The sequence below is a fragment of the Rhodococcus sp. 05-2254-5 genome (assembly GCF_002258575.1).
In the GTDB taxonomy this organism is placed as follows: Bacteria; Actinomycetota; Actinomycetes; order Mycobacteriales; family Mycobacteriaceae; genus Rhodococcoides; species Rhodococcoides fascians.
The window spans coordinates 36,576-54,663 of record NZ_NOZG01000029.1; the positions used below are offsets into that span (position 1 = coordinate 36,576).

Below are 18,088 nucleotides of genomic sequence, written 5' to 3' on the forward strand. Positions count from 1 at the left end.
CATCCCGACTCCCTGGGGTACTGCCGCAGCATGTCATTGCTGAGCCGCACGGTGGACACGATTCTCGACAGAGCCGTCGTTCCCGGCTACTCCCGAATCGGTGCCAGGGTGCGTCGGCGATTCTGGGCCGCCGATCCGTTACCGTTCGCCTCCCCCATCGACATGGTGGTGACCGGCGCATCCTCGGGGTTGGGAGCAGCTACCGCGAAGCAGCTCGCCCGCCTCGGAGCGCGGGTGCACCTGGTCGGACGATCGGCCGACCGACTCGACGCCGCCGCTGCTGCCATCCGAACCGAAGTGCCCGACGCCTCTCTCGTGGTGCGTGAGTGCGATATCAGCGATCTCGATTCGGTGGCGGCCCTGATCGCGGCATTGGCGTCCGAACTGACATCGGTGCATGCACTCGTGCACTGCGCCGGGGTGATGCCGGACGAGCGGCGGTTGTCGGCACAGGGACACGAATCCGCTTTCGCCACCCATGTTCTCGGACCGGTAGCACTGACGGTGGGACTGAGAGAATTGTTCGACGCCGGATCGCGGGTGGTGTTCGTATCGAGCGGCGGCATGTATGCGGTGCCGCTGCAGAACCCGGACTTCGAGTACGAGAACGGCAAGTACTCCGGCATGACGGCGTACGCCAGAACGAAACGAATGCAGGTGGTGGTGGCCGAGCAACTGGCCGAACGCTTTTCACTCGAGGACGATCCGGTGGTGCACAGCATGCACCCGGGCTGGGCGTCCACGCCGGGCGTCACCGGCTCCATGCCACTGTTCGATTCGGTGATGAAGCCCATTCTGCGCAGCGCCGACGACGGTGCCGACACCATCGTCTGGCTCGTGGCCGCCGATCCCGCGTTGACCAGCACCGGCACATTCTGGCACGACCGAGCGCCGCGGCCGACGCACTATCCCTCCTGGCGCGGAGATTCCGCGCGGGTGCGAGATGCATTGTGGGCGAATGTGGTCGAGGCAACGGGAATCGAGATCTGACGTCAGTTACGGCTCGACTGCCGGCCGCTTTCGCCCACCGACCACGTTCCGAACGAGTATCAGCAGTGTCAAGCTGGTACCCCAGCCCAGCATGCACAGGATGACGCCCACACCTGACTGCCCGGTGACGTCGGTGCTCGCGTCGATGCAGAACGCCGTCGAGAACCCAGCGGTCGTACCCAGCGCAGCGACGTGTCCGCCGGTATTCGCCCATCGCGACAGATGCGCGGCAAGCAGGCACAGCAACACCACCGTCGCCCCGCACGCGGCCACTTGCCAGGACGGGAACGCGTTCGGGGCCGGGAGACCCGGTCCACGGAACTCGCCCCGGTAGTCGGCAGACCAGCTCAGCCACCCTGCACACGCGACGAAACCCGCTGCGACAGCAATCGATCCGGTGGCCCACAGCCCCATAGATCCCTTCCCCGGCCCCTCTCTCAGTCTCGAGAACAGAGCCCACAGAAGGAGCGCCCAGAAGGTCGACGGCACGCCGACGAAAACGAAGACTATCCACAGAAACTGAGACCACGAAAAGTCGACTGCCATGACCCGACGCTATCCGACTCACCGCGAGCCTGGCCCCGATCCGAAGAGCCCGATCGACGTCACAGACCCAGCAGGTCGGCCGATCTGCGCAGCCGCATCAGGACCTGAAGATCGAGAGCATTGTCCGGGTCGCGCCAGTGCGTTCCGATCAGACGGTCGATCGCGTCGAGTCGTTGATAGAGCGTGTTGACATGCACCCCGAGAGCCGACGCGGTTGCCGAATGATGGCGTCCACGCGCCAGATAGGTCGAGAGTGTCTCCATCAGCGGAACCCCGCGCTTGTTCTGCTCGGCCAACAGCGGACCCAACTTTTCCTTCGTGAGTTCGTCGAGATGTTCACGCGCCAAGTGGCTGAGCAGAATTCGATAGATTCCCAGCCCCCGCGCCGAGCATGCTTCCCCCTCGCGGCCGAGCGTGACCAACACGTCGACGGTCTGCCGAGCTTCCCGATAGCCCTTTGCCAGCGCCTCGGGTCCGGTGCTCGGCTCAGAGATTCCGACGGTGGCGCCGGCGAGGAACATCGGTGTGACCGTCGCCGAATCGCGCGCGGGCACCACCACGATCAGGCTCGAACCTTGCTCCGCAACAACAGATCCTGTCGGGAATCGGCCGAGCTTGGTTCTCGACGCACCCTGCGCGACGGCTACACAGTAAGCCGTGTCGGGGGCAAGTCCGGCCAAATGGAGTTGTCGCCGTTCGGCATCCGGAGTGGACGCCGGGTGCGAGAGCAGGTCCACCAGGAACGCATCCTGGGCGCGCCGCGCGGAATCGGCGGCAGCTCGCTCCTCGGCGAGTGACAGGGCCACTGCAGGCGCGGCTCGATCGAGCAGCAGACGCGTCCTGGCATCGTCCGGTCCGATCGAGATCAGCGCGCCGAGGAATTGACCGGCTGCGGCCACCCGATGAGCCGTCATCGACGTCGTCGACACGGTGTCCTTGCCGTCGCCACACATGCGTAGCAGTTCGTCGACCTCCACCGAGTGGACCGCCAGTGCCGCGGGAACCGCAGCGGCATCCGGAACGAAGTACGCCGGACGCTCGGTCAATACAGCAATCTCGCGCACCAGTGTCCGTACGCCGCCGCCGCGCAGGACCACCTGGGTCAACGTTCGGTCCCACTGCAGTGTCTGTTCGAGTTCGGCTGTGCGTTCGGATAATTCGGCATTCAGCGTCTCGAGCCGATCGATGGTCCGTACGTTCTCGATGGCGATGGCCGCGTGCGCGGCCAGCGCCGAGAGCAGGGCGATCTCACTGTCTGCGAAGTCGCGTTCCTGGCGCTTGCATGCAAACAATGCGCCGATCACTCGATCGCCCACCCGCAACGGCACGCCGAGCAGACCGCGCATGTTCTCCGAGCGGGCCGCGCTGTCCGCACCGGTGATGTGCTGGAACGCCGGCTCGCTCTGGTAGTCGGGGGTCCACGACGGCGACGCACTGCGCACGATGAGTCCGACGAGCCCTGCGTCCTGTTCGAGCCGAAGACCGACGAGCCTAGGAGTCAGGGCTCCGCTGGTGACGTCGATGACGAACTCGTTTCCCTGTACGGACCCCATGTAGGCGAGGTCGACGCCGAGAAGCCTGCGTGCCTGATCGACGACCTCTTGGAGAAGAGCACGGTTGTCTCGCACCGTCGTCAGTCGCACGGCGATGTCGTTGAGTGCCGCCAACTCCGTGCTGCGTTGACGTCGCTGATCCAACAGGGCGCGTAGCCGCAGAGCTGCGTGCGCCTCGGCACCTGGAAAAGCCTTCCGGTGCTCCTCGAGACGATCGATCGACGCGTCGTCGAGCAGAAGTTCCATCCATGACTTCTCCGCGGACATAGAGAGAACCTACATTGGCCGAGACCCAGCTCACAGCTAGAGTCGAGAACATGACGCTCGTCGAACAACTGTCCGAGGCCTTGCCCACCGATCGCATCGTGGTCGACCCGGACGTCATCGCCTCCTACCAGCACGACGAGGCGGAGTGGGCCCCGTATTCGCTGCCCGTTGCCGTCGTGCGGCCCCGGACCGCCGAGGAGGTGCAGACCGTGGTTCGAGCCTGTCTCGCCCACGGAACGCCGATCGTCACTCGCGGGGCGGGAACCGGTTTGTCCGGCGGAGCCAACGCCACCGAAGGCTGCGTCGTGCTCGCGCTCGACGGGATGGACACCATCAAGGAGATCGACGTACTCGAGCGTTATGCCGTCGTCGAACCCGGAGTCGTCAACGATCACCTCAGAGCAGCCGTCGCAGTGGAGGGCCTGTGGTATCCGCCGGATCCGGCCAGTGCGCCGTGGTCGACGATCGGCGGCAACGTGGCCACCAACGCCGGTGGGCTGTGCTGCGTCAAATACGGCGTCACCCGCGACTACGTCATGGGGATGCAGATCGTCACCGGTACCGGAGAATTGGTACGACTCGGGCGTAAGACCGCGAAAGGCGTTGCCGGATACGATCTTGCGGGCCTGATGGTCGGATCGGAGGGCACCCTCGGCATCATCACCGAGGTGACCCTGAAACTGCGTCCGCTCCAGGATCCGCAACGGACCGTTGCCGGGTGCTTCGATTCGATCGTCGACGCCGGACGTGCCGTGGCCGCAGTGGCCGCCGCCGGATTGACGCCGTCCGCGCTCGAGCTGATCGACAAGCAATGCCTCATCGCCGTCGACGCCTGGAAGAACATGGGGTTGTCCGTCGAGGCAAATGTGGTGTTGCTCGGGCGGATCGACGATCCGGGGCTCGTCGGAGACCAGCAGGCCGAGAAGATGCTGACGTGCTTCGACGAGGCCGGAGCCACGTGGTCTGCGGTATCGACCGATCAGGAGGAGGCCGACGCCCTGTTCTCTGCTCGGCGGTTGGCGTATCCCGCGATGGAGCGACTCGGACCGGTATTGACCGAGGACGTCTGTGTGCCGAAGAAGCATGTGCCCGAGATGCTGTCGCGTATCGAACAGATCGGCCTGCGCTACGAGACGACGATCGCCAACATCGCCCATGCGGGCGACGGAAACCTGCATCCGTTGCTCATCACCCCGCACGACGACATCCCGGCCCGCGAGCGCGCTCAGGCCGCCTTCGCCGAGATCATCGACGCTGCACTGGAACTCGGAGGCACTGTCACCGGCGAACACGGCGTGGGGTTGCTCAAGATGGACGGATTGGCACAGGAGCTGGACCCAGTTGTGCTGGACATGCACCGCGCGGTGAAAAAGGCACTGGATCCGCACGGAATCCTGAACCCGGGCAAGGTATTCGCGTCCTGAAAGCGCAGCCTCTCAAGCCCTGGGACGATGGACCTATGACTAGCAAGCTGACCATGGACTTCGGTTCTGCGTTGCCCATCGGGTGGACCGAACTCGACCGAAGCGTGACATCGGAGCATTGGTCGCGGTTCGACAACAAGTTCGGGTTTCGGCCCGGGACCACACCTGACTCATGGCCGGCCATTGCCGAGCCTGCCCCGTCGATGACATTCGACCTCGACGCAGACACCGTACGCACGATGGCCTCATGGTCCGCGAGAGTCGACGCAGTCAATGCGGAAGCCCTGCGCTGCTTCGTCACCGAATTTGCGGATGCCCCCACGTTTGTGGTCCTGGACTGGCAACACCCCGGCTACAGCTTCGATGCCCAAGCGCACGCCGATGCGGCCGAGAACGCCGAGTGGCGGGTACCCGTCTATCCGGACGGCGACTACTACATCTTCACCCGCGACGGATTCACCGAAGGGACCTTCGGTCACCCGTGGGAACGCACCTTGTGTGTCTTCGGACCGCGCATGGTCGCCACCCTCGGGCGCACCTTGGCGACGTGGCTCCCCACGATCCGGGTCGACGGGCGACGGGTCGCGGATCGATAGCCGATCCGCTCGGCGTCGAGACGACTTGCCGCTCCGGATCCACTCGGTCGTCAGTGCGAGACCGGCGCTCCCGCATCACTGCTCGTGCTGTCACCCACCGTGCGACGGTGCAGCGCGAGCACCAGCCCGACGGCCACCATCATGACGCCGCCGACGACCCACAGTCCGGCGCGGGCGTTCCCTGTCGCGTCGAGTAGCCAGCCCGTCACGTACGGCGCGCCGAAGCCGGACAGGTTGCCCACCGAGTTGATGATCGCAATGCCCGCGGCCGCGCCTGCCCCGGTGAGGAATGCACTGGGCAGGTACCAGAACACCGGCAGCGCGCAGAACACTCCGACTGCGTTGACCGTCACGGCGATCATCGTGGTGAACGGCGAATCCATGTACAGCGCAAATGGTATGGAGACCGCGCCGATCAACGTGGGGATCGCGACATGCCAGGTGCGCTCACCCGTCCGGTCCGAATGCCTGCTCCACAACACCATGGCGAGGGCACCCACCGCGAACGGAACCGCGACGATCAGCCCAGTTGTCACGAGGGAGAAGTTGGTATCGAACGTCTTCTTGAAACCGGCGACGATGCTGGGTAGGAAGAAGCTCAGCGAATACAGGCCGTAGGTGATCCCGAAGTACACCAGTCCGAGCATCCATACCCGTGCGTCGGTGAGAGCCCGCTTGACCGAGCCGGTGACGTGCGCGCTCTTCGACGACCCCTCGGACTCCAATTCCGCTGTCAGCCAATTCTTCTCGTCGTCGTCCAGCCATGTGGCCTGTGACGGCCGATCGGTCAGGTAGAACCAGGTGATCACACCGAGAACGATTGCGGGCAGGCCCTCGAACAAGAACATCACGCGCCAACCGGAGAGTCCGAACAGTCCGTCCCAGTACTGAATGATGGCACTCGACAGAGGCGCACCCAGTGCCGAGGAGACCGGCAGTGCCAGCATGAACAGGCCCATCAGTCGAACTCGGTACGCGCGAGGGAACCACATCGTCATGTACAGCAGAACACCGGGGAAGAAGCCCGCTTCGGCGATGCCGAGAACGATGCGGAGTCCGTACAGCCAGCCCGCTGTGGGTACGAATGCCATGGCGGCGGCCACGATTCCCCACGAGACCATGATGCGTGCAATCCAGCGGCGTGCGCCGAACTTGTGCAGGGCCAGGTTGCTCGGCACCTCGAACAGCAGGTAGCCGATGAAGAACAGCCCGGACGCCAATCCGAACATCGTCTCGGTGAGCCCCAGCTCGTCGCTCATCGTGAGCTTGGCCAGCCCGATGTTGGTGCGATCGAGATAGTTGACGAAGTAGGCCACCCCGAGGAACGGAATGATGCGTCGAGCGACCTTCTTGACCACCCTCGTTTCGATCTCGGGCTTCGTCGTGACTGCAGGCATGGGCTCGGCTTTCCTTCGAACGGAAGTGACTTGGACCACACTAGGGACCCATCAAGCAAGGGTCTATGGAGAAATCACCCATCGAAGACGGAGATCCGAGGGCGAAGTCTCCAACGCTCGACGAGGGTTGCCGTGTTGCAGTCGAATGCCCACGCTGCGATCCTGTGCTTGTGCGAGTAGCTCTCATTGCCGATATTCACGGCAACATCGCGGCGCTCGACGCCGTCCTCGAAGACATCGAACGGCAATGCGTCGACTCTGTGGTGAACCTCGGCGATCTGCTCTCCGGCGGACTGCATCCGCGCCGAACTGCGGATCGATTGATGGCACTGGGTTTCCCCACCATCGCCGGCAATCATGATCGCTACCTCCTCGAGCAGGAGCCCGATTCCATGGGCAGTTGGGATCGGCATGCCCACGATCGACTCGACGACGAGCATCGACGTTGGCTGGGTTCGCTCCCGTTCTCGCTGGAGCTGGGCAACGGAATCCTCGCAGTACACGGAACACCCACCGATGATCAGCAGTACTTCCTGCACTCGGTGTACCCTCACGGCTCTCGCGAGGCAACCGAGGTCGAAATCAACGAAAGGGCAGCAGGTTTCACGGACCGATCTGTCATCGCCTGCGGCCACACCCACCTGCAACGCCACTGGACTCTCCCCAGCGGCACGCTCGTAGTCAATCCGGGCAGCGTCGGCGCGCCCGCATACGACGACGATCAGCCCTACCCCCACGTCATGGAATCGGGGTCTCCACACGCCCGATACGCAGTGCTCGACGATCACGGCACAGGCAGCTGGACGGTGTCGTTCGAGCGCGTCGAGTACGACCACGTCGGAGCCGCCGACGATGCCCGCGCGCACGGAATGGCCGATATCGCCGACGCGCTTCTCACCGGTTTCGTCGGTCCTGCTCCCCGCGAGCAGTCACACTGAGCCCGTGAAGATCACCGACGCCCAGCGGCGACAGCGGCTCGTCGCGCAGCACTTGTCCGACGCCCCGAGCGCCGAATCCGTGGTGTCGTCGTTGCTCGCGCTGCATGCCACCGATCCGGCTACGGTGTATCTTTCCGTGCTGGCACGCGCCCGCTCGCTGGGATTGTCGGACGTTCGTGACGCGATGTACGAACGCCGTAGCTTGGTTCGCTTGATGGCGATGCGTCGCACGATGTTCGTCGTCGCGCACGACGACGTTCCGATGATCCACGCTGCCGCCAGCCTCGGAGTTGCCCGCACGATGCGAACCCGGTTGATCAAGCAGGTGTCGACGCTGCCGACCGAACCGGTGATCGACGACGTCGAATCCTGGCTGGCGGCAACCGAAGCCGAGACCGATGCCGTTTTACGCTCGATGGGCACGGCGACCGGGGCGGAGCTGTCCGCAGCAGTTCCCGGACTCAAGACCGCTCTGCTGCCGACCACGGACAAGGTGTACGACGTCAAACGCTATGTGACCTCCGAAGTGTTGGTGATGATGGCCGCGGAGGGAAAGCTGGTACGGGTCGAGCCGCGCGGCGCGTGGACGTCGCGCCGACATGCCTGGGCACCGATCGATCAGTGGTGGCCCAACGGGATTCCCGAGTTGGACGAGACTTCCGCCCGAGCCGATATGGCCCGGCGCTGGCTCGACGTGTTCGGACCGGCGACCTTGGACGACCTGCAATGGTGGACGGGATGGAACAAGACGCAGACCCGTGGGGCGGTCGCCGAACTCGACACCGTGGCCGTCGAACTGGCCGAGGGTGACGGAATCATGTTGACCGACACAGTGTTCCAGGATTCCCCACCTCGGGCGATACTGCTTCCAGCCCTGGACCCCACTCCGATGGGGTGGAAGCACAGACACTGGTATCTCGGCGAACACAAGGCCCCACTGTTCGATACCTTCGGAAATATCGGACCGACCATCTGGTGGGAGGGACGCATCGTCGGCGGATGGGCCGTGGATTCCACCGGTTCGGTGGTCACGGAATTACTCGAGGACGTCGGGTCTGCGGTATCGAAAGAGGTTGCAGCAGAGGCCGGTCGGATCACTGCCCTGCTCGACGGTACCGCGGTGGTCCCGTCGTTTCCGACGCCGTTGGAGAAGAGACTGCGCGGAAAGTCGTAATCACATCGGTCCGAGGTGACAGTCGAACTATGTGTGTAAATGGCGGTGCCACACAACCCTTCGAGTTGTGTGATCCCCACTCCTACGGTTGGGATGCCTAACCAAACAGCACCCGGATTTCGTTGTAGGGTCACAACGTGCCTATCAGTCTGGTTTCCATCGTCCTCCCCGTGTACAACGGTTTGCCCGAACTGAACGAGCAGCTCCACGCGCTTGCTGCTCAGGACTACACAGGCGATGTCGAGCTCATCGTCAGCGACAACGGCTCGACCGACGGCCTCCGCTCACATCTCGAAGAATTGTCTCTAACTCTGTCGATGCGCATCGTCGACGCCTCCGCCAAGCGTGGCGTCTCCTACGCCCGCAACGTCGGCGTGGAAGCCGCGCGGGGCGACATCATCGCCTTCGTCGACCACGACGACGTCGCTTCTCCGACGTGGCTGACTGCCATGGTGCGCGCACTCGACAGCTATGACGCCGTGGGCGGCGCAATCGAACACGATTCCCTCAATCCGCCCGAGGTGACGGCGTGGCGAGACAACCCGCCGAACGGCACCCTGTTTCCCACCGCCTACCTGCCGTATGCCCCGGGAAGCAATTTCGCGCTGTGGAGGCGCGTCTTCGACGAGGTCGGAGGCTTCGACGAAGACCTCGTGGGCGGTGCCGAAGACGTCGACTACTCGTGGAGGCTTCAGCAAGCAGGATTCACTCTCGGACATGCCGCGGATGCGTCGGTCGCCTACCGCATCAGAACTACGGTTCGTCGATCGTTCTTGCAAGGCCGCGCTTACGGACGCACGTCGTACCAACTGTCGACCAAGCACCGTGCTGCGGGCTGCCCTCATCCGTCGTCCCTTGCCCGGATTCCCGCGCACACTGCGGCGATCTTGTATCTCGCGACAATTCGCAATCCGTGGTTGCCGAAGGTACTACGACCTATGCCCAGCGGTCTGTGGGCCCACTACATCGGAATCCACTACGGCGCACTGCGGATTCGAGTGGCCGCGCTCGGCCGCGGCCTGCGACGGAGTCCCCGATGACATACGAGATAGTCGACGCGATACGCGAAGAGACCATGGCCGTCCTGCGGCAACATGCCAAACCCGGAGATCGGGTGGCTCACTTGGACTTTCCGAATCACTTCAATGCCGGTGACTCGCTCATCTACGCCGGTGAGGTCGAGTATCTGAAGCAGTTGAACGTGCACGTCGACTACGTGTCCGATCCGTTCACCCACAACAACGATCTGCTCGAACAACGAGTCGGTGATGGGACCCTGTTTCTGCAGGGCGGAGGGAACTTCGGCGACCGCTGGCCGATGGACCAGAAATTTCGTGAAGCAATCGTTGCGCGGTTTCCTCGCAACAAGATCGTGTGCCTTCCCCAAAGCATCGACTACTCCGACGCCGACGCCATGCACAGGACCGCGGCCCTCTACGCACAGCACCCGGATCTCACCCTGATGCTGCGTGAACAGCGTTCGTACGAGCTGGCGCTCGCCCATTTCCCGAACAACCGCGTCGAATACTGCCCGGACATGGCGTTCGGTGCCGAGATCGCACACAGCGCCGAAGGCTCTGCAGTGGACGTCGTGAAACTCGTGCGCGACGATTCCGAAAGCCTCGGTCATGCTTCGGTGAACGTCGACGCGTCGTCCGTCCAGTACGACTGGGGTCTGCACGGAAGGGATCTGGCGATCTCGACGGTGGTGACGCTGCCGACCCGAATCGCATACAACTTCCCCAAAGCGAATCGCCTGCTGTACCCCGCTCTCGTTCGCTCGTACGAGCAGACAGCGAAGCTCAACCTCCGTGTGGCGCAGCGCATTCTGAATCTCGCACCCGTCGTGCTCACCGATCGACTGCATGCGGCCGTATTGGCCGCGATGATGGGCAAGCGCGTCGTGGCGATGGACAACGCGAACAGGAAAGTATCCGGCATCTACGACGCCTACCTACACCGGTTCGACAACGTTCAGTTCGCAGCGACACCCGACGCCGCCGCCGACATGGTTCGGCAGGCCGTGTCCGACAGTCGACGATGAACGCTGGTCGACACCCCGTCCGTTTTCAGAAGGGGTAACGGCCCTCGGCCCAGGCACGCGCGGCGGGAGGAGTCACCGCGTCGACGGGTTCGCCGTCGCGAAAGTAGTTGGTGTGCAGGATCCGACCCGCGTCGACGGCCTCTTGCCAGGCCTACGTCGGGCCTTCGCCGAACCAGAGCCACGGCGTGATGTCGTCCATGATGACGACCGATTCCGGGGTGGCGAGCGCACGAAGATCGTCGAGGTCTGCACGGGCACCTTCCACAGAATGGTCACCGTCGATGAAGATGACATCGAAGCGCGCGTCCGGGTGTTGCTCGGCATAAGCCTTGATGGTGGTGTGCGAATCTCCCTGGATCAGGGTGTGTCGGCCCGGGAAGTGTTCGTCGACATGGGCTTTCGCGGCATCGCTGTACGCGTATGCGGCCAGATCGAAGGATACGACGGTCACGTCGGGAGAAGCCTCGAGGAACGCCCAACTCGAGAAGCCCGCATTGAACCCGACCTCGCAGATCGACTTCGTGCCTGGCCTTGCGGCCAGTGCCGATAGGTATCCGAGTTCCGATTCGTCGGCTCCACGCTCGAAAGGCTCCCCCGCTGTGGCGGTTCGATGCACCAACGACTCGAGGTATTCCAGGCCCATCCATGTCCTCCTGTTCGACTGCTTCGGAGCGTAGCCGACGGTCGATCGTGCGCGCAGACGACAACTGCCACCTGGCCGACACCGATGCCTGTAGCGTTCGCACCGAATGACCTTCCGCACCTAGTTTTTCACACCGTGAACGGGGAACGAGTCGATGACCGAAGATCTCACCAAAGGTGACAACCGCGAAACCGAACCGGTCAACCCGTACGCTGTGATCTCACTGGTTGCAGCTCTCCTGGGACTGTTTCCCGTCGCGATAGTGTTCGGAACCTGGCTTTCTGGCGACCTGCCGGTCGTGGAATTGCCGTCGCGGGCTTGGCAATCGGAGTGATCGAACTGCTCGTGGTCGCAACTGTCGTCTACGGTTTCGGTTCTCTCACGCCGAGAACGTCGGCATCCGTCGAAACACTTGTTCCGTACTCCTTACCGGCTACCGCACTCTTCACAGTTCCTGCTGCTACGGAACCACCGACTCCGGTCGAGACCACCGTCGACGCGACCGAGGCCCCCTCGGCCGCACTGCCCGAGGTGGACGGACCATGCGATCCGGGCGTCGACAATCACGGAACCTCCGCCGATGGCACGTTCCTGAAGTGCACCTATGCAGGGTCGACTCGCGCGCATTGGGTGCAGTCGCCACCGATCATCGACGGCAATGCGGAGGCGGGGTCGGAATGCGACCCCTCAGTGAGAGGAATTGCGGTGTCGCCGGACGGATTCGACATGTTCTGTGTCTCCGACGGCGCGAACGGTGGCGGCTATTGGTCACCCGGACCGTAGGCGGTTGATCGGTTCGCGTCGTCCCGCGAACCGAAGTCTCATCGATCGAGGACCAAACGGTCAGAAGCGGCTACGAAGAGACAAAGCGGCCGAATGGAAGTAGCTGCGGCGAATGGCTTTCCTCAAAGCCTTGCGCACGCCGGCGTCGAGAGTTCCCGACTTCTGCATAGCCGCAAGACCGTCCCGCAGTTGGCGTCGGTCCCAGACCATCAATTTCATCCGACGTGCAGCGTCCTTGTCGATCGAGCCCGGGAGCGTCGCGCTCTCGGCACCTGCAAGTGCCAAACCGACTTTCGTGCGAGTGCATTTGCCACAACGCCCGCAATTGAAGCTGCCGTTGGGGTTCTCCCAGCAGACCCGCAGGTGGTTCATCGCGGTCTCGTTCCCGCCGATGCGACGGATCTTTCCGTAGCGGTCTTGTTCGAGCTCATGATGCTCGAATGCGACGGCACCACTGGACCACAGGGGGTCGAGATCCGGATGGGATCCCCATGGATGTAACTGCCGGTAGCTGTAGGACGACGGGATGATGACCGTGCTCAGGTGCTCCGACAATGCCAGACCGACATGCGCCAGCGCGGGTCCGTGGAAGACCCCGCCCCATTCGAGCTGCAGGGGATCGCCCAGCGCCGACCTGACCGTGGTCTTGATTTCGATCAACGGTTTGCCCAGATCCGCAGCCGCTTCTCGGGCCCCTGCCAAGGCTTTCGACGCCAACTCCTCGTCGTCGATGTGGATGTCGAATCCATGCACGAAGATCAGGTGGGTGATGCGTTCGGACTGGGTGATCGCCGAATAATAGCTGTCGACGCCTCCGCTGAAGAAGCAACCGACGCCCTTCGCCTCGGAGACACTGAGTACGGGTTCTGCCGCAATCGATATCTTGTGAAACCGCCTCGGGTACCAGCTGCGAAGAACACTCTGAGCCGTCGACGCATTGCAAAGTGCCACCGAGTCCACGGGAGCGTCGAAGTCGACGTCCCACCTGTGCCGCATACCTGCTGCCAACAGCGGAGGAAGCCAGGGATTCACGGAATGGTCCAGGCTGTAGTTCGACTCGGTAGTCACGCGAATCTCAGCGCCGGATGGTGTCCCTATCCGCGATGAGATGCAGTTGGCACCTGTGGCTTCGGCGTGGAGCGTCAGCGACCTGTTCACCGCCGAGAGTGTGCCACAGTCCGGGTTTGTCCCGATACGAATCGAGCCACCACACGAAGCAGCCTTGGGGGCTCGACCTGGCTCGAGAAATGACGGTGGGTGTCCCCGTCCGCACCTGACCAGCAGAGCTACACATTAAAACGGATTTCATCGCTGGCGTTTGTTGATGTTGATTGACGATTTGTCCCCGACCTGAACCGGGAGTTCGAGTGTTTGTTGCGTTAAAAAGATACGGCAAGAATTGGACCTTCTGCGGACTGGAGACTTATGGGAGTTCGACACCCAGGACCTCTGCGGCCTTCCGCATCTGCCCACTATCCACGTGGCCATATAGATTCAGCGTCGTAACTATGCCCTCGTGCCCCAGATGATCTCTGACAACCAGCATCGGCGTTCCACCCTTGAACATCATCGATGCGCACGTATGGCGGAGGTCATGGATCAGCGGTCTCCGAGGTGGTCGAACTTCTGAGCCGTCCGCCATCGCAGCTTTGACAGCAGGTACCCAACCGGTGTTGTTGGAAGACTGCGACTGAACAGGGTTGCCGACCGAGTTCATGAATACGAACTGGCTGCGTGGCCGTTTCAAGTCTCCACATGCTGCGATCACCCTGATGTGGCGCGTCGATTGCCGCTTCAATCGGCACGACTTCGGTGGACCCAGCTTGCGAGTCCTGTCGCCTGTGTATTTCCATGCTCGCGTGACCCTAAGGTCATCGCCTCGACGTCGACGTCTCCGACTTGGAGTGCCGTTGCCTCCTAGAAGCGCAGACCCGTGGCTGCAAGGCCCACGATCGGAGCGATCCCTTGCAGGGTAACGTCACCCTGAACAGTCGAAATAGATGCGTCGTGGGTCGGCGTTGCCAGCGAACTGACCCGGTCCCGGTCGCCAGGATTCGACGAACCCGCCTCTGTCGAGCAGGCCGCACAGCAGATCGCAGAGACAAGTAGCACTATGGCGGGGGATGGACAAGCTTCGCATGTTCGAATCTTGTGCGATCAGAACGCAATTAGCCCGAATTGCGGCGATCTGACGATGACATCAATCGCCTCCGATAGATCGATCGCAAGTTCAACGGATAGCCTTGACATACTCTGCCTCGATCAAGGGTGAGGAGAGGTCTTGGATCACGACTTGCGCCCCGGCCGGAGGTCTATGAGTGGTTGCTTAGTGTCGGCGTTGCTCTGCGGCTGAACTGGATCCGGTGGTGCACTAGAGCGATCGCATTAAGCTACCGAACCGACATCGCCTTCTTCCTCTTTGGGCGTAGTCCGACTGAGCGCCGCTATCACGGCCGGCGCGGTAGCCCCCAATTGAACAGCCGCCAGAGGAGCGATGTCCGGTATGTGCGCAGGCAACTGTATAACTGCGAGGATGCCACCGGCAGCAATCATCGCGGCTCCAATGATCCAGTAGAAATAGCTGGTCACCCAGTCTGGCCGGTCGGCCTTTGGCGTCTGGCGATGAACATAGATAAGCGCCAATTCTGCAAAGAGGCCACCAAGTATCCCGAGACCGAAGAGGACTAAAACTGACATTTTCCGATTAGCTCACAGAGGCATTCGCGTCAGACTGGAACGGACTATACGTATCCATTCTTTCCGTGTCTTGCCCAGCCTGGAGAGGCGTAGGTAGCCCAATTCCTTGCCCCTAGCGCCTACTGGCCGCCGGACCTCCGAACCAAGCTCGATGAGAGCGAGTTCGATGTCCCGCACGCTCACGTCAAGTTCGGAAGCAAGCGAATCGATTGTCCGCCAATCATGCTGACTCTCCGCCAGTGCGCCACGTAATAATGTTGCGACGTATGCGGTCGGCCTATAGACCACAAACTGGATTTCTTTGGCGCGCAGTGCAGGCAGAAGCTGCACGATCTTGATTTCGGTGCCGGGTATCTTGACGGCCTTTGGCTGGCGACTTTCGATCCATTCATTCGCCGAGGCTCGACCACCAATCTGCATTGTCATTCGGTTGGCTCCGTCTGCTTTAGCACTGACGCGCCAGCAGCAGCAATGAACCGCTGTGCGTTTTCATCCTTTTCTAATGCCCGGTCGATCTGACTCCGAAGTTTGCGGAGATCCCCTGCGTCAAGAGTGACAAAATGGTCGAAATCCTGACCATTCGACTGATAGACGATTTCGAGAGTGTGGTTGATTGAAGCCAGACTTACTTGCTCTCGAGCATCATCCTCGAACATTGGCCGAATGTCGGTGAAAATCCTGGTACGCCCCAGCAGTCTTTCGTAGGAGCTGTCGAGATCCACAGCCTTGGCGGAACGAATCACAGGCCTAGATTCCAAGACCGTTGAGATAGACGTTTCGTTTTCAGATGCGTTCAAAGAATCACGAAATGAATCCATGAGTTCGGCAGTCGTCAAGCCCAATTTAAACTTCGCGACCGCAAGACTGATCAGCGCTTCGTAAGCGGCCTTACCGTCGCCCACCTGCGAATCCAGCAGTGCAACCACAGCGTCGAACGAACCGTCCGACGCGTCTATGTCTTTGCGTAAATTGCCAGCCTCTACACTCGTTAGTGAAGCTAAGATGTTGATCGGTTCCTGATGCCTAGGCGGAATCATCAACCTCGTGGCCACAGCCAGCTCCTGTTCACGTCCGGATCATACCTAACCAAGCCTTACGGTCAATCTTGTATCACCGAATACATTGCTGATGTTACGTCCGGCACCTGAGTGGGCGTGAGGACGCGTTCTGCAGCCGTGATGCGAGCTGTTCGTGCCGACAAGGTTGCCAATAGCGGAAGTTTTGAACCCGTGCACCGAAACGGCACTCGACCAGGGCTCCGACGGTTAGCCATACGCCGGCGGGAGCGCCTTCGATTGCTTCCGGGGTTGACCACGCATCAAAGACTGCCTTGCCGGCGTCACCATCGGCCAGAGGAGAGACTGCATGACGCACCCGTCGGTGAACGGTCCGCGTCACCGGATTCCACGGCGATATCCGTGACATTTACCCGTGAGAAGTCACGAGCCTGTCATGCCGTCCTTGTGTTCTGGTACGTATGGGTCGTGGCCGGTGTAGCCGTGGCCGTATAGGTCAGCCACACCACGCTTAGGGAGAACGCCGCTGAGCTGCGCAGAGAAGCATGAGATGAGGGTCATCAGCATCGAACCAGAGCGCCTCTCAACTACGACCCCTGAACCCAGGGGCGCGTGCGATGATCACCGAAGGGCAGGCGTTGCGTCTACCAGACCCAGCCAGCTACATTCCGTCATTTGTAAGGCGGAATCGCTTCACGTGATTTCGTACCGTGCCTTCGTGGATACGCGCCTCCGACGCGATAGTCCACACAGGCACCCCATCTTCAACGCGCAGCGCGATAAAGCTCTGGCGAACCGACTCAGCTGCAAGCTTCGGGTCGAGACCAGCCTTACGCGAAAGACGCTGAACAACACGAGTAACCGACGTTCGGACCATCCGCGTGCCGTCTCGTCGCAGCAACAGCGGCCCCGATGCCCGGTCCCCTGCTGCACGTTCGATAGAAGGACGTAAGTTGCTTGGAACGATTGACTTCACCAAGTCGCCGCTGCGGTTCATGAGCAGCAAAGTCATCTCGTTCAATGCAGTCAGCTCGAACTCCTCAATCAACACCTCGACCGCCTGAGTAGTTGTTAGACCCATCAGGGCGAGTAGACCAACGGTGGCTTCATCGCTGGGTGTGGACTTTTTGGACTCCGCGACCAACCTGCCCAGTTCGGCTCGCGAGAGTGTCGGCATGATTGGCAACGGCCGAGCATTGATGTTGTCCATTTCCGCGAACGGTGTGGCGTCGACGGCACTCGACTTCATCAGATAGCGGAATAGCGCTTCCAGACCCCAGTACCTGGTGGCGAGGGTACCGCGAGGGGCACCCTTGCCCTCTAAGTCCTCAATCCAGGCCTCCACATGCTGAGCCGTCACCTGACTGGGCTCGGTAGAGTCGTCCAAAAATTCACACCACGAGAGGAAGGACCGCACTGAATCTTCGTAGGACTCAGCTGTTCTTTTCTTCGCATGGCTAGCGACAAAGTCTGGCAGATAATCGCCGATGGTCTGAACTGTTTTCATAGTCGCCCCTTGCCAGCCGTTGCTGATACTTGGAGGACACTAGCGGCCCGGTCCGACACTTTCTTTCCGCAACCACTATCGATATGCCGATTTAGGTTGCTTAACTCATCACCGTCGCCGTAATCCAAAGCTGGCAATCTCCAGGACGCGCCCGCACACAGTCGCAATCGAAACGAACGTGGGCGGATCGTAGCGACCTCGTCGTATTACGGTTTTCGGGGACGCCAGGTGGGTGCGCCACGTAGCGTCTCGACAATGACCACACCCTTTGCCTACCGCAATCTCAAGTTCGGCGACGAAACCTCTAATACGATCGTCGTAACCGACGATGACGTCACGGCATATATCAACAAGGACAGGGCAATCCGCGCGGAGGCCCTCGCGCGAATCGAAGCGTCACCGCTCCACCGGCAAGAGGAGCAACTTCGGCGCTTCGTTGAGATATATAACGAGATCGACTAGGACGCGCCGGATCGGGCGGCGTGGCATGGCTTGGTGTCATGGACGGGTAAC

At 61.7% G+C, this 18,088-nt stretch carries 19 protein-coding genes and 1 pseudogene; 10 read left to right on the top strand and 10 right to left on the bottom strand.

The genetic code is table 11. The features are described from left to right. Positions 1-30: 30 nt before the first annotated feature. Positions 31-990, top strand: coding sequence for an SDR family NAD(P)-dependent oxidoreductase (locus CH278_RS19575; protein ID WP_094622666.1), 960 nt, complete (start codon positions 31-33; stop codon positions 988-990). Positions 991-996: 6 nt separating this feature from the next. On the opposite strand, the gene CH278_RS19580 is transcribed toward CH278_RS19575, so the two are convergent. Both CH278_RS19580 and CH278_RS19585 read right to left on the bottom strand, forming a co-directional pair. Next, complete coding sequence (locus CH278_RS19580; protein WP_057472823.1) at positions 997-1,536, bottom strand: hypothetical protein; 540 nt, start codon at positions 1,534-1,536, stop codon at positions 997-999. Positions 1,537-1,595: 59 nt separating this feature from the next. Next, the gene (locus CH278_RS19585) at positions 1,596-3,335 is read right to left on the bottom strand and encodes a helix-turn-helix domain-containing protein (RefSeq protein ID WP_094622903.1); all 1,740 of its coding nucleotides are present in this window, start codon (positions 3,333-3,335) and stop codon (positions 1,596-1,598) included. A 71-nt stretch (positions 3,336-3,406) separates the two neighbouring features. On the opposite strand from CH278_RS19585, the gene CH278_RS19590 reads away from it, so the two are divergent. Together CH278_RS19590 and CH278_RS19595 are read left to right on the top strand one after the other, a co-directional pair. Further along, the gene (locus CH278_RS19590; protein WP_094622667.1) at positions 3,407-4,780 is read left to right on the top strand and encodes an FAD-binding oxidoreductase; all 1,374 of its coding nucleotides are present in this window, start codon (positions 3,407-3,409) and stop codon (positions 4,778-4,780) included. A 35-nt stretch (positions 4,781-4,815) separates the two neighbouring features. Further along, positions 4,816-5,376 carry a DUF2716 domain-containing protein gene (locus tag CH278_RS19595; protein ID WP_094622668.1) on the top strand — a complete coding sequence of 187 codons (561 nt, stop codon included), beginning with the start codon at positions 4,816-4,818 and terminating at the stop codon, positions 5,374-5,376. Positions 5,377-5,426: 50 nt separating this feature from the next. Here CH278_RS19595 and CH278_RS19600 read toward each other — a convergent pair whose 3' ends face one another. After that, complete coding sequence (locus CH278_RS19600) at positions 5,427-6,773, bottom strand: MFS transporter (protein ID WP_027498110.1); 1,347 nt, start codon at positions 6,771-6,773, stop codon at positions 5,427-5,429. Positions 6,774-6,943: 170 nt separating this feature from the next. Between CH278_RS19600 and CH278_RS19605 the strand changes: the two genes are divergently transcribed. From CH278_RS19605 to CH278_RS19620, 4 genes are all read left to right on the top strand, one after another. Then, complete coding sequence (locus CH278_RS19605) at positions 6,944-7,711, top strand: metallophosphoesterase family protein (RefSeq protein ID WP_094622669.1); 768 nt, start codon at positions 6,944-6,946, stop codon at positions 7,709-7,711. 4 nt (positions 7,712-7,715) lie between these two features. Then, entirely contained in the window at positions 7,716-8,885 is a 1,170-nt protein-coding gene (locus CH278_RS19610) for a winged helix DNA-binding domain-containing protein (RefSeq protein WP_094622670.1), read from the top strand. A 137-nt stretch (positions 8,886-9,022) separates the two neighbouring features. Further along, the gene (locus CH278_RS19615) at positions 9,023-9,925 is read left to right on the top strand and encodes a glycosyltransferase family 2 protein (protein WP_094622671.1); all 903 of its coding nucleotides are present in this window, start codon (positions 9,023-9,025) and stop codon (positions 9,923-9,925) included. Next, complete coding sequence (locus CH278_RS19620) at positions 9,922-10,929, top strand: polysaccharide pyruvyl transferase family protein (protein ID WP_094622672.1); 1,008 nt, start codon at positions 9,922-9,924, stop codon at positions 10,927-10,929. The genes CH278_RS19615 and CH278_RS19620 overlap by 4 nt, the downstream gene beginning before the upstream one ends. A 151-nt stretch (positions 10,930-11,080) precedes the next feature. On the opposite strand, the gene CH278_RS19625 is transcribed toward CH278_RS19620, so the two are convergent. Then, complete coding sequence (locus CH278_RS19625) at positions 11,081-11,572, bottom strand: O-methyltransferase (RefSeq protein ID WP_256991898.1); 492 nt, start codon at positions 11,570-11,572, stop codon at positions 11,081-11,083. Positions 11,573-11,726: 154 nt separating this feature from the next. Between CH278_RS19625 and CH278_RS19630 the strand changes: the two genes are divergently transcribed. Beyond that, complete coding sequence (locus CH278_RS19630; RefSeq protein WP_094622673.1) at positions 11,727-11,906, top strand: hypothetical protein; 180 nt, start codon at positions 11,727-11,729, stop codon at positions 11,904-11,906. After that, positions 11,891-12,355, top strand: coding sequence for a hypothetical protein (locus tag CH278_RS19635; RefSeq protein WP_143536280.1), 465 nt, complete (start codon positions 11,891-11,893; stop codon positions 12,353-12,355). The genes CH278_RS19630 and CH278_RS19635 overlap by 16 nt, the downstream gene beginning before the upstream one ends. Before the next feature lie 60 nt (positions 12,356-12,415). Here the strand turns inward: CH278_RS19635 and CH278_RS19640 are convergent, their stop codons facing one another. The 6 genes and pseudogenes from CH278_RS19640 to CH278_RS19665 all read right to left on the bottom strand — a co-directional run bounded on the left by CH278_RS19640 (position 12,416) and on the right by CH278_RS19665 (position 17,575). Continuing rightward, positions 12,416-13,423, bottom strand: a complete 1,008-nt coding sequence (locus CH278_RS19640) for a hypothetical protein (protein ID WP_256991897.1) — start codon at positions 13,421-13,423, stop codon at positions 12,416-12,418. A gap of 355 nt (positions 13,424-13,778) precedes the next feature. Next, a pseudogene (locus CH278_RS28255) lies at positions 13,779-14,195 on the bottom strand (tyrosine-type recombinase/integrase); the annotation flags it as partial. A 545-nt stretch (positions 14,196-14,740) separates the two neighbouring features. Continuing rightward, positions 14,741-15,052 (bottom strand): hypothetical protein, encoded by a 312-nt coding sequence (locus CH278_RS27670; protein ID WP_094622676.1) that lies wholly within the window; start codon positions 15,050-15,052, stop codon positions 14,741-14,743. Between the two features lie 12 nt (positions 15,053-15,064). Further along, positions 15,065-15,478, bottom strand: coding sequence for a hypothetical protein (locus tag CH278_RS19655; RefSeq protein WP_143536281.1), 414 nt, complete (start codon positions 15,476-15,478; stop codon positions 15,065-15,067). After that, the gene (locus CH278_RS19660; RefSeq protein WP_094622678.1) at positions 15,475-16,104 is read right to left on the bottom strand and encodes a hypothetical protein; all 630 of its coding nucleotides are present in this window, start codon (positions 16,102-16,104) and stop codon (positions 15,475-15,477) included. Before CH278_RS19660 ends, CH278_RS19655 begins: the two co-directional genes overlap by 4 nt. A 625-nt stretch (positions 16,105-16,729) precedes the next feature. Then, positions 16,730-17,575, bottom strand: coding sequence for a tyrosine-type recombinase/integrase (locus tag CH278_RS19665; protein WP_094622679.1), 846 nt, complete (start codon positions 17,573-17,575; stop codon positions 16,730-16,732). A 255-nt stretch (positions 17,576-17,830) separates the two neighbouring features. Here CH278_RS19665 and CH278_RS19670 point away from each other — a divergent pair, with 255 nt between their 5' ends. Continuing rightward, positions 17,831-18,037 carry a hypothetical protein gene (locus CH278_RS19670; protein ID WP_094622680.1) on the top strand — a complete coding sequence of 69 codons (207 nt, stop codon included), beginning with the start codon at positions 17,831-17,833 and terminating at the stop codon, positions 18,035-18,037. The last annotated feature ends 51 nt before the right edge of the window (positions 18,038-18,088 follow it).

Coding starts and splice junctions, on each gene's coding strand:
- CH278_RS19580 (WP_057472823.1), bottom strand. CDS start 1,536: ATGGCAGTCGACTTTTCGTGGTCTCAGTTTCTGTGGATAGTCTTCGTT.
- CH278_RS19670 (WP_094622680.1), top strand. CDS start 17,831: ATGACCACACCCTTTGCCTACCGCAATCTCAAGTTCGGCGACGAAACC.
- CH278_RS19625 (WP_256991898.1), bottom strand. CDS start 11,572: ATGGGCCTGGAATACCTCGAGTCGTTGGTGCATCGAACCGCCACAGCG.
- CH278_RS19665 (WP_094622679.1), bottom strand. CDS start 17,575: ATGAAAACAGTTCAGACCATCGGCGATTATCTGCCAGACTTTGTCGCT.
- CH278_RS27670 (WP_094622676.1), bottom strand. CDS start 15,052: ATGTCAGTTTTAGTCCTCTTCGGTCTCGGGATACTTGGTGGCCTCTTT.
- CH278_RS19595 (WP_094622668.1), top strand. CDS start 4,816: ATGACTAGCAAGCTGACCATGGACTTCGGTTCTGCGTTGCCCATCGGG.
- CH278_RS19585 (WP_094622903.1), bottom strand. CDS start 3,335: ATGGAACTTCTGCTCGACGACGCGTCGATCGATCGTCTCGAGGAGCAC.
- CH278_RS19575 (WP_094622666.1), top strand. CDS start 31: ATGTCATTGCTGAGCCGCACGGTGGACACGATTCTCGACAGAGCCGTC.
- CH278_RS19600 (WP_027498110.1), bottom strand. CDS start 6,773: ATGCCTGCAGTCACGACGAAGCCCGAGATCGAAACGAGGGTGGTCAAG.
- CH278_RS19655 (WP_143536281.1), bottom strand. CDS start 15,478: ATGACAATGCAGATTGGTGGTCGAGCCTCGGCGAATGAATGGATCGAA.
- CH278_RS19590 (WP_094622667.1), top strand. CDS start 3,407: ATGACGCTCGTCGAACAACTGTCCGAGGCCTTGCCCACCGATCGCATC.
- CH278_RS19630 (WP_094622673.1), top strand. CDS start 11,727: ATGACCGAAGATCTCACCAAAGGTGACAACCGCGAAACCGAACCGGTC.
- CH278_RS19620 (WP_094622672.1), top strand. CDS start 9,922: ATGACATACGAGATAGTCGACGCGATACGCGAAGAGACCATGGCCGTC.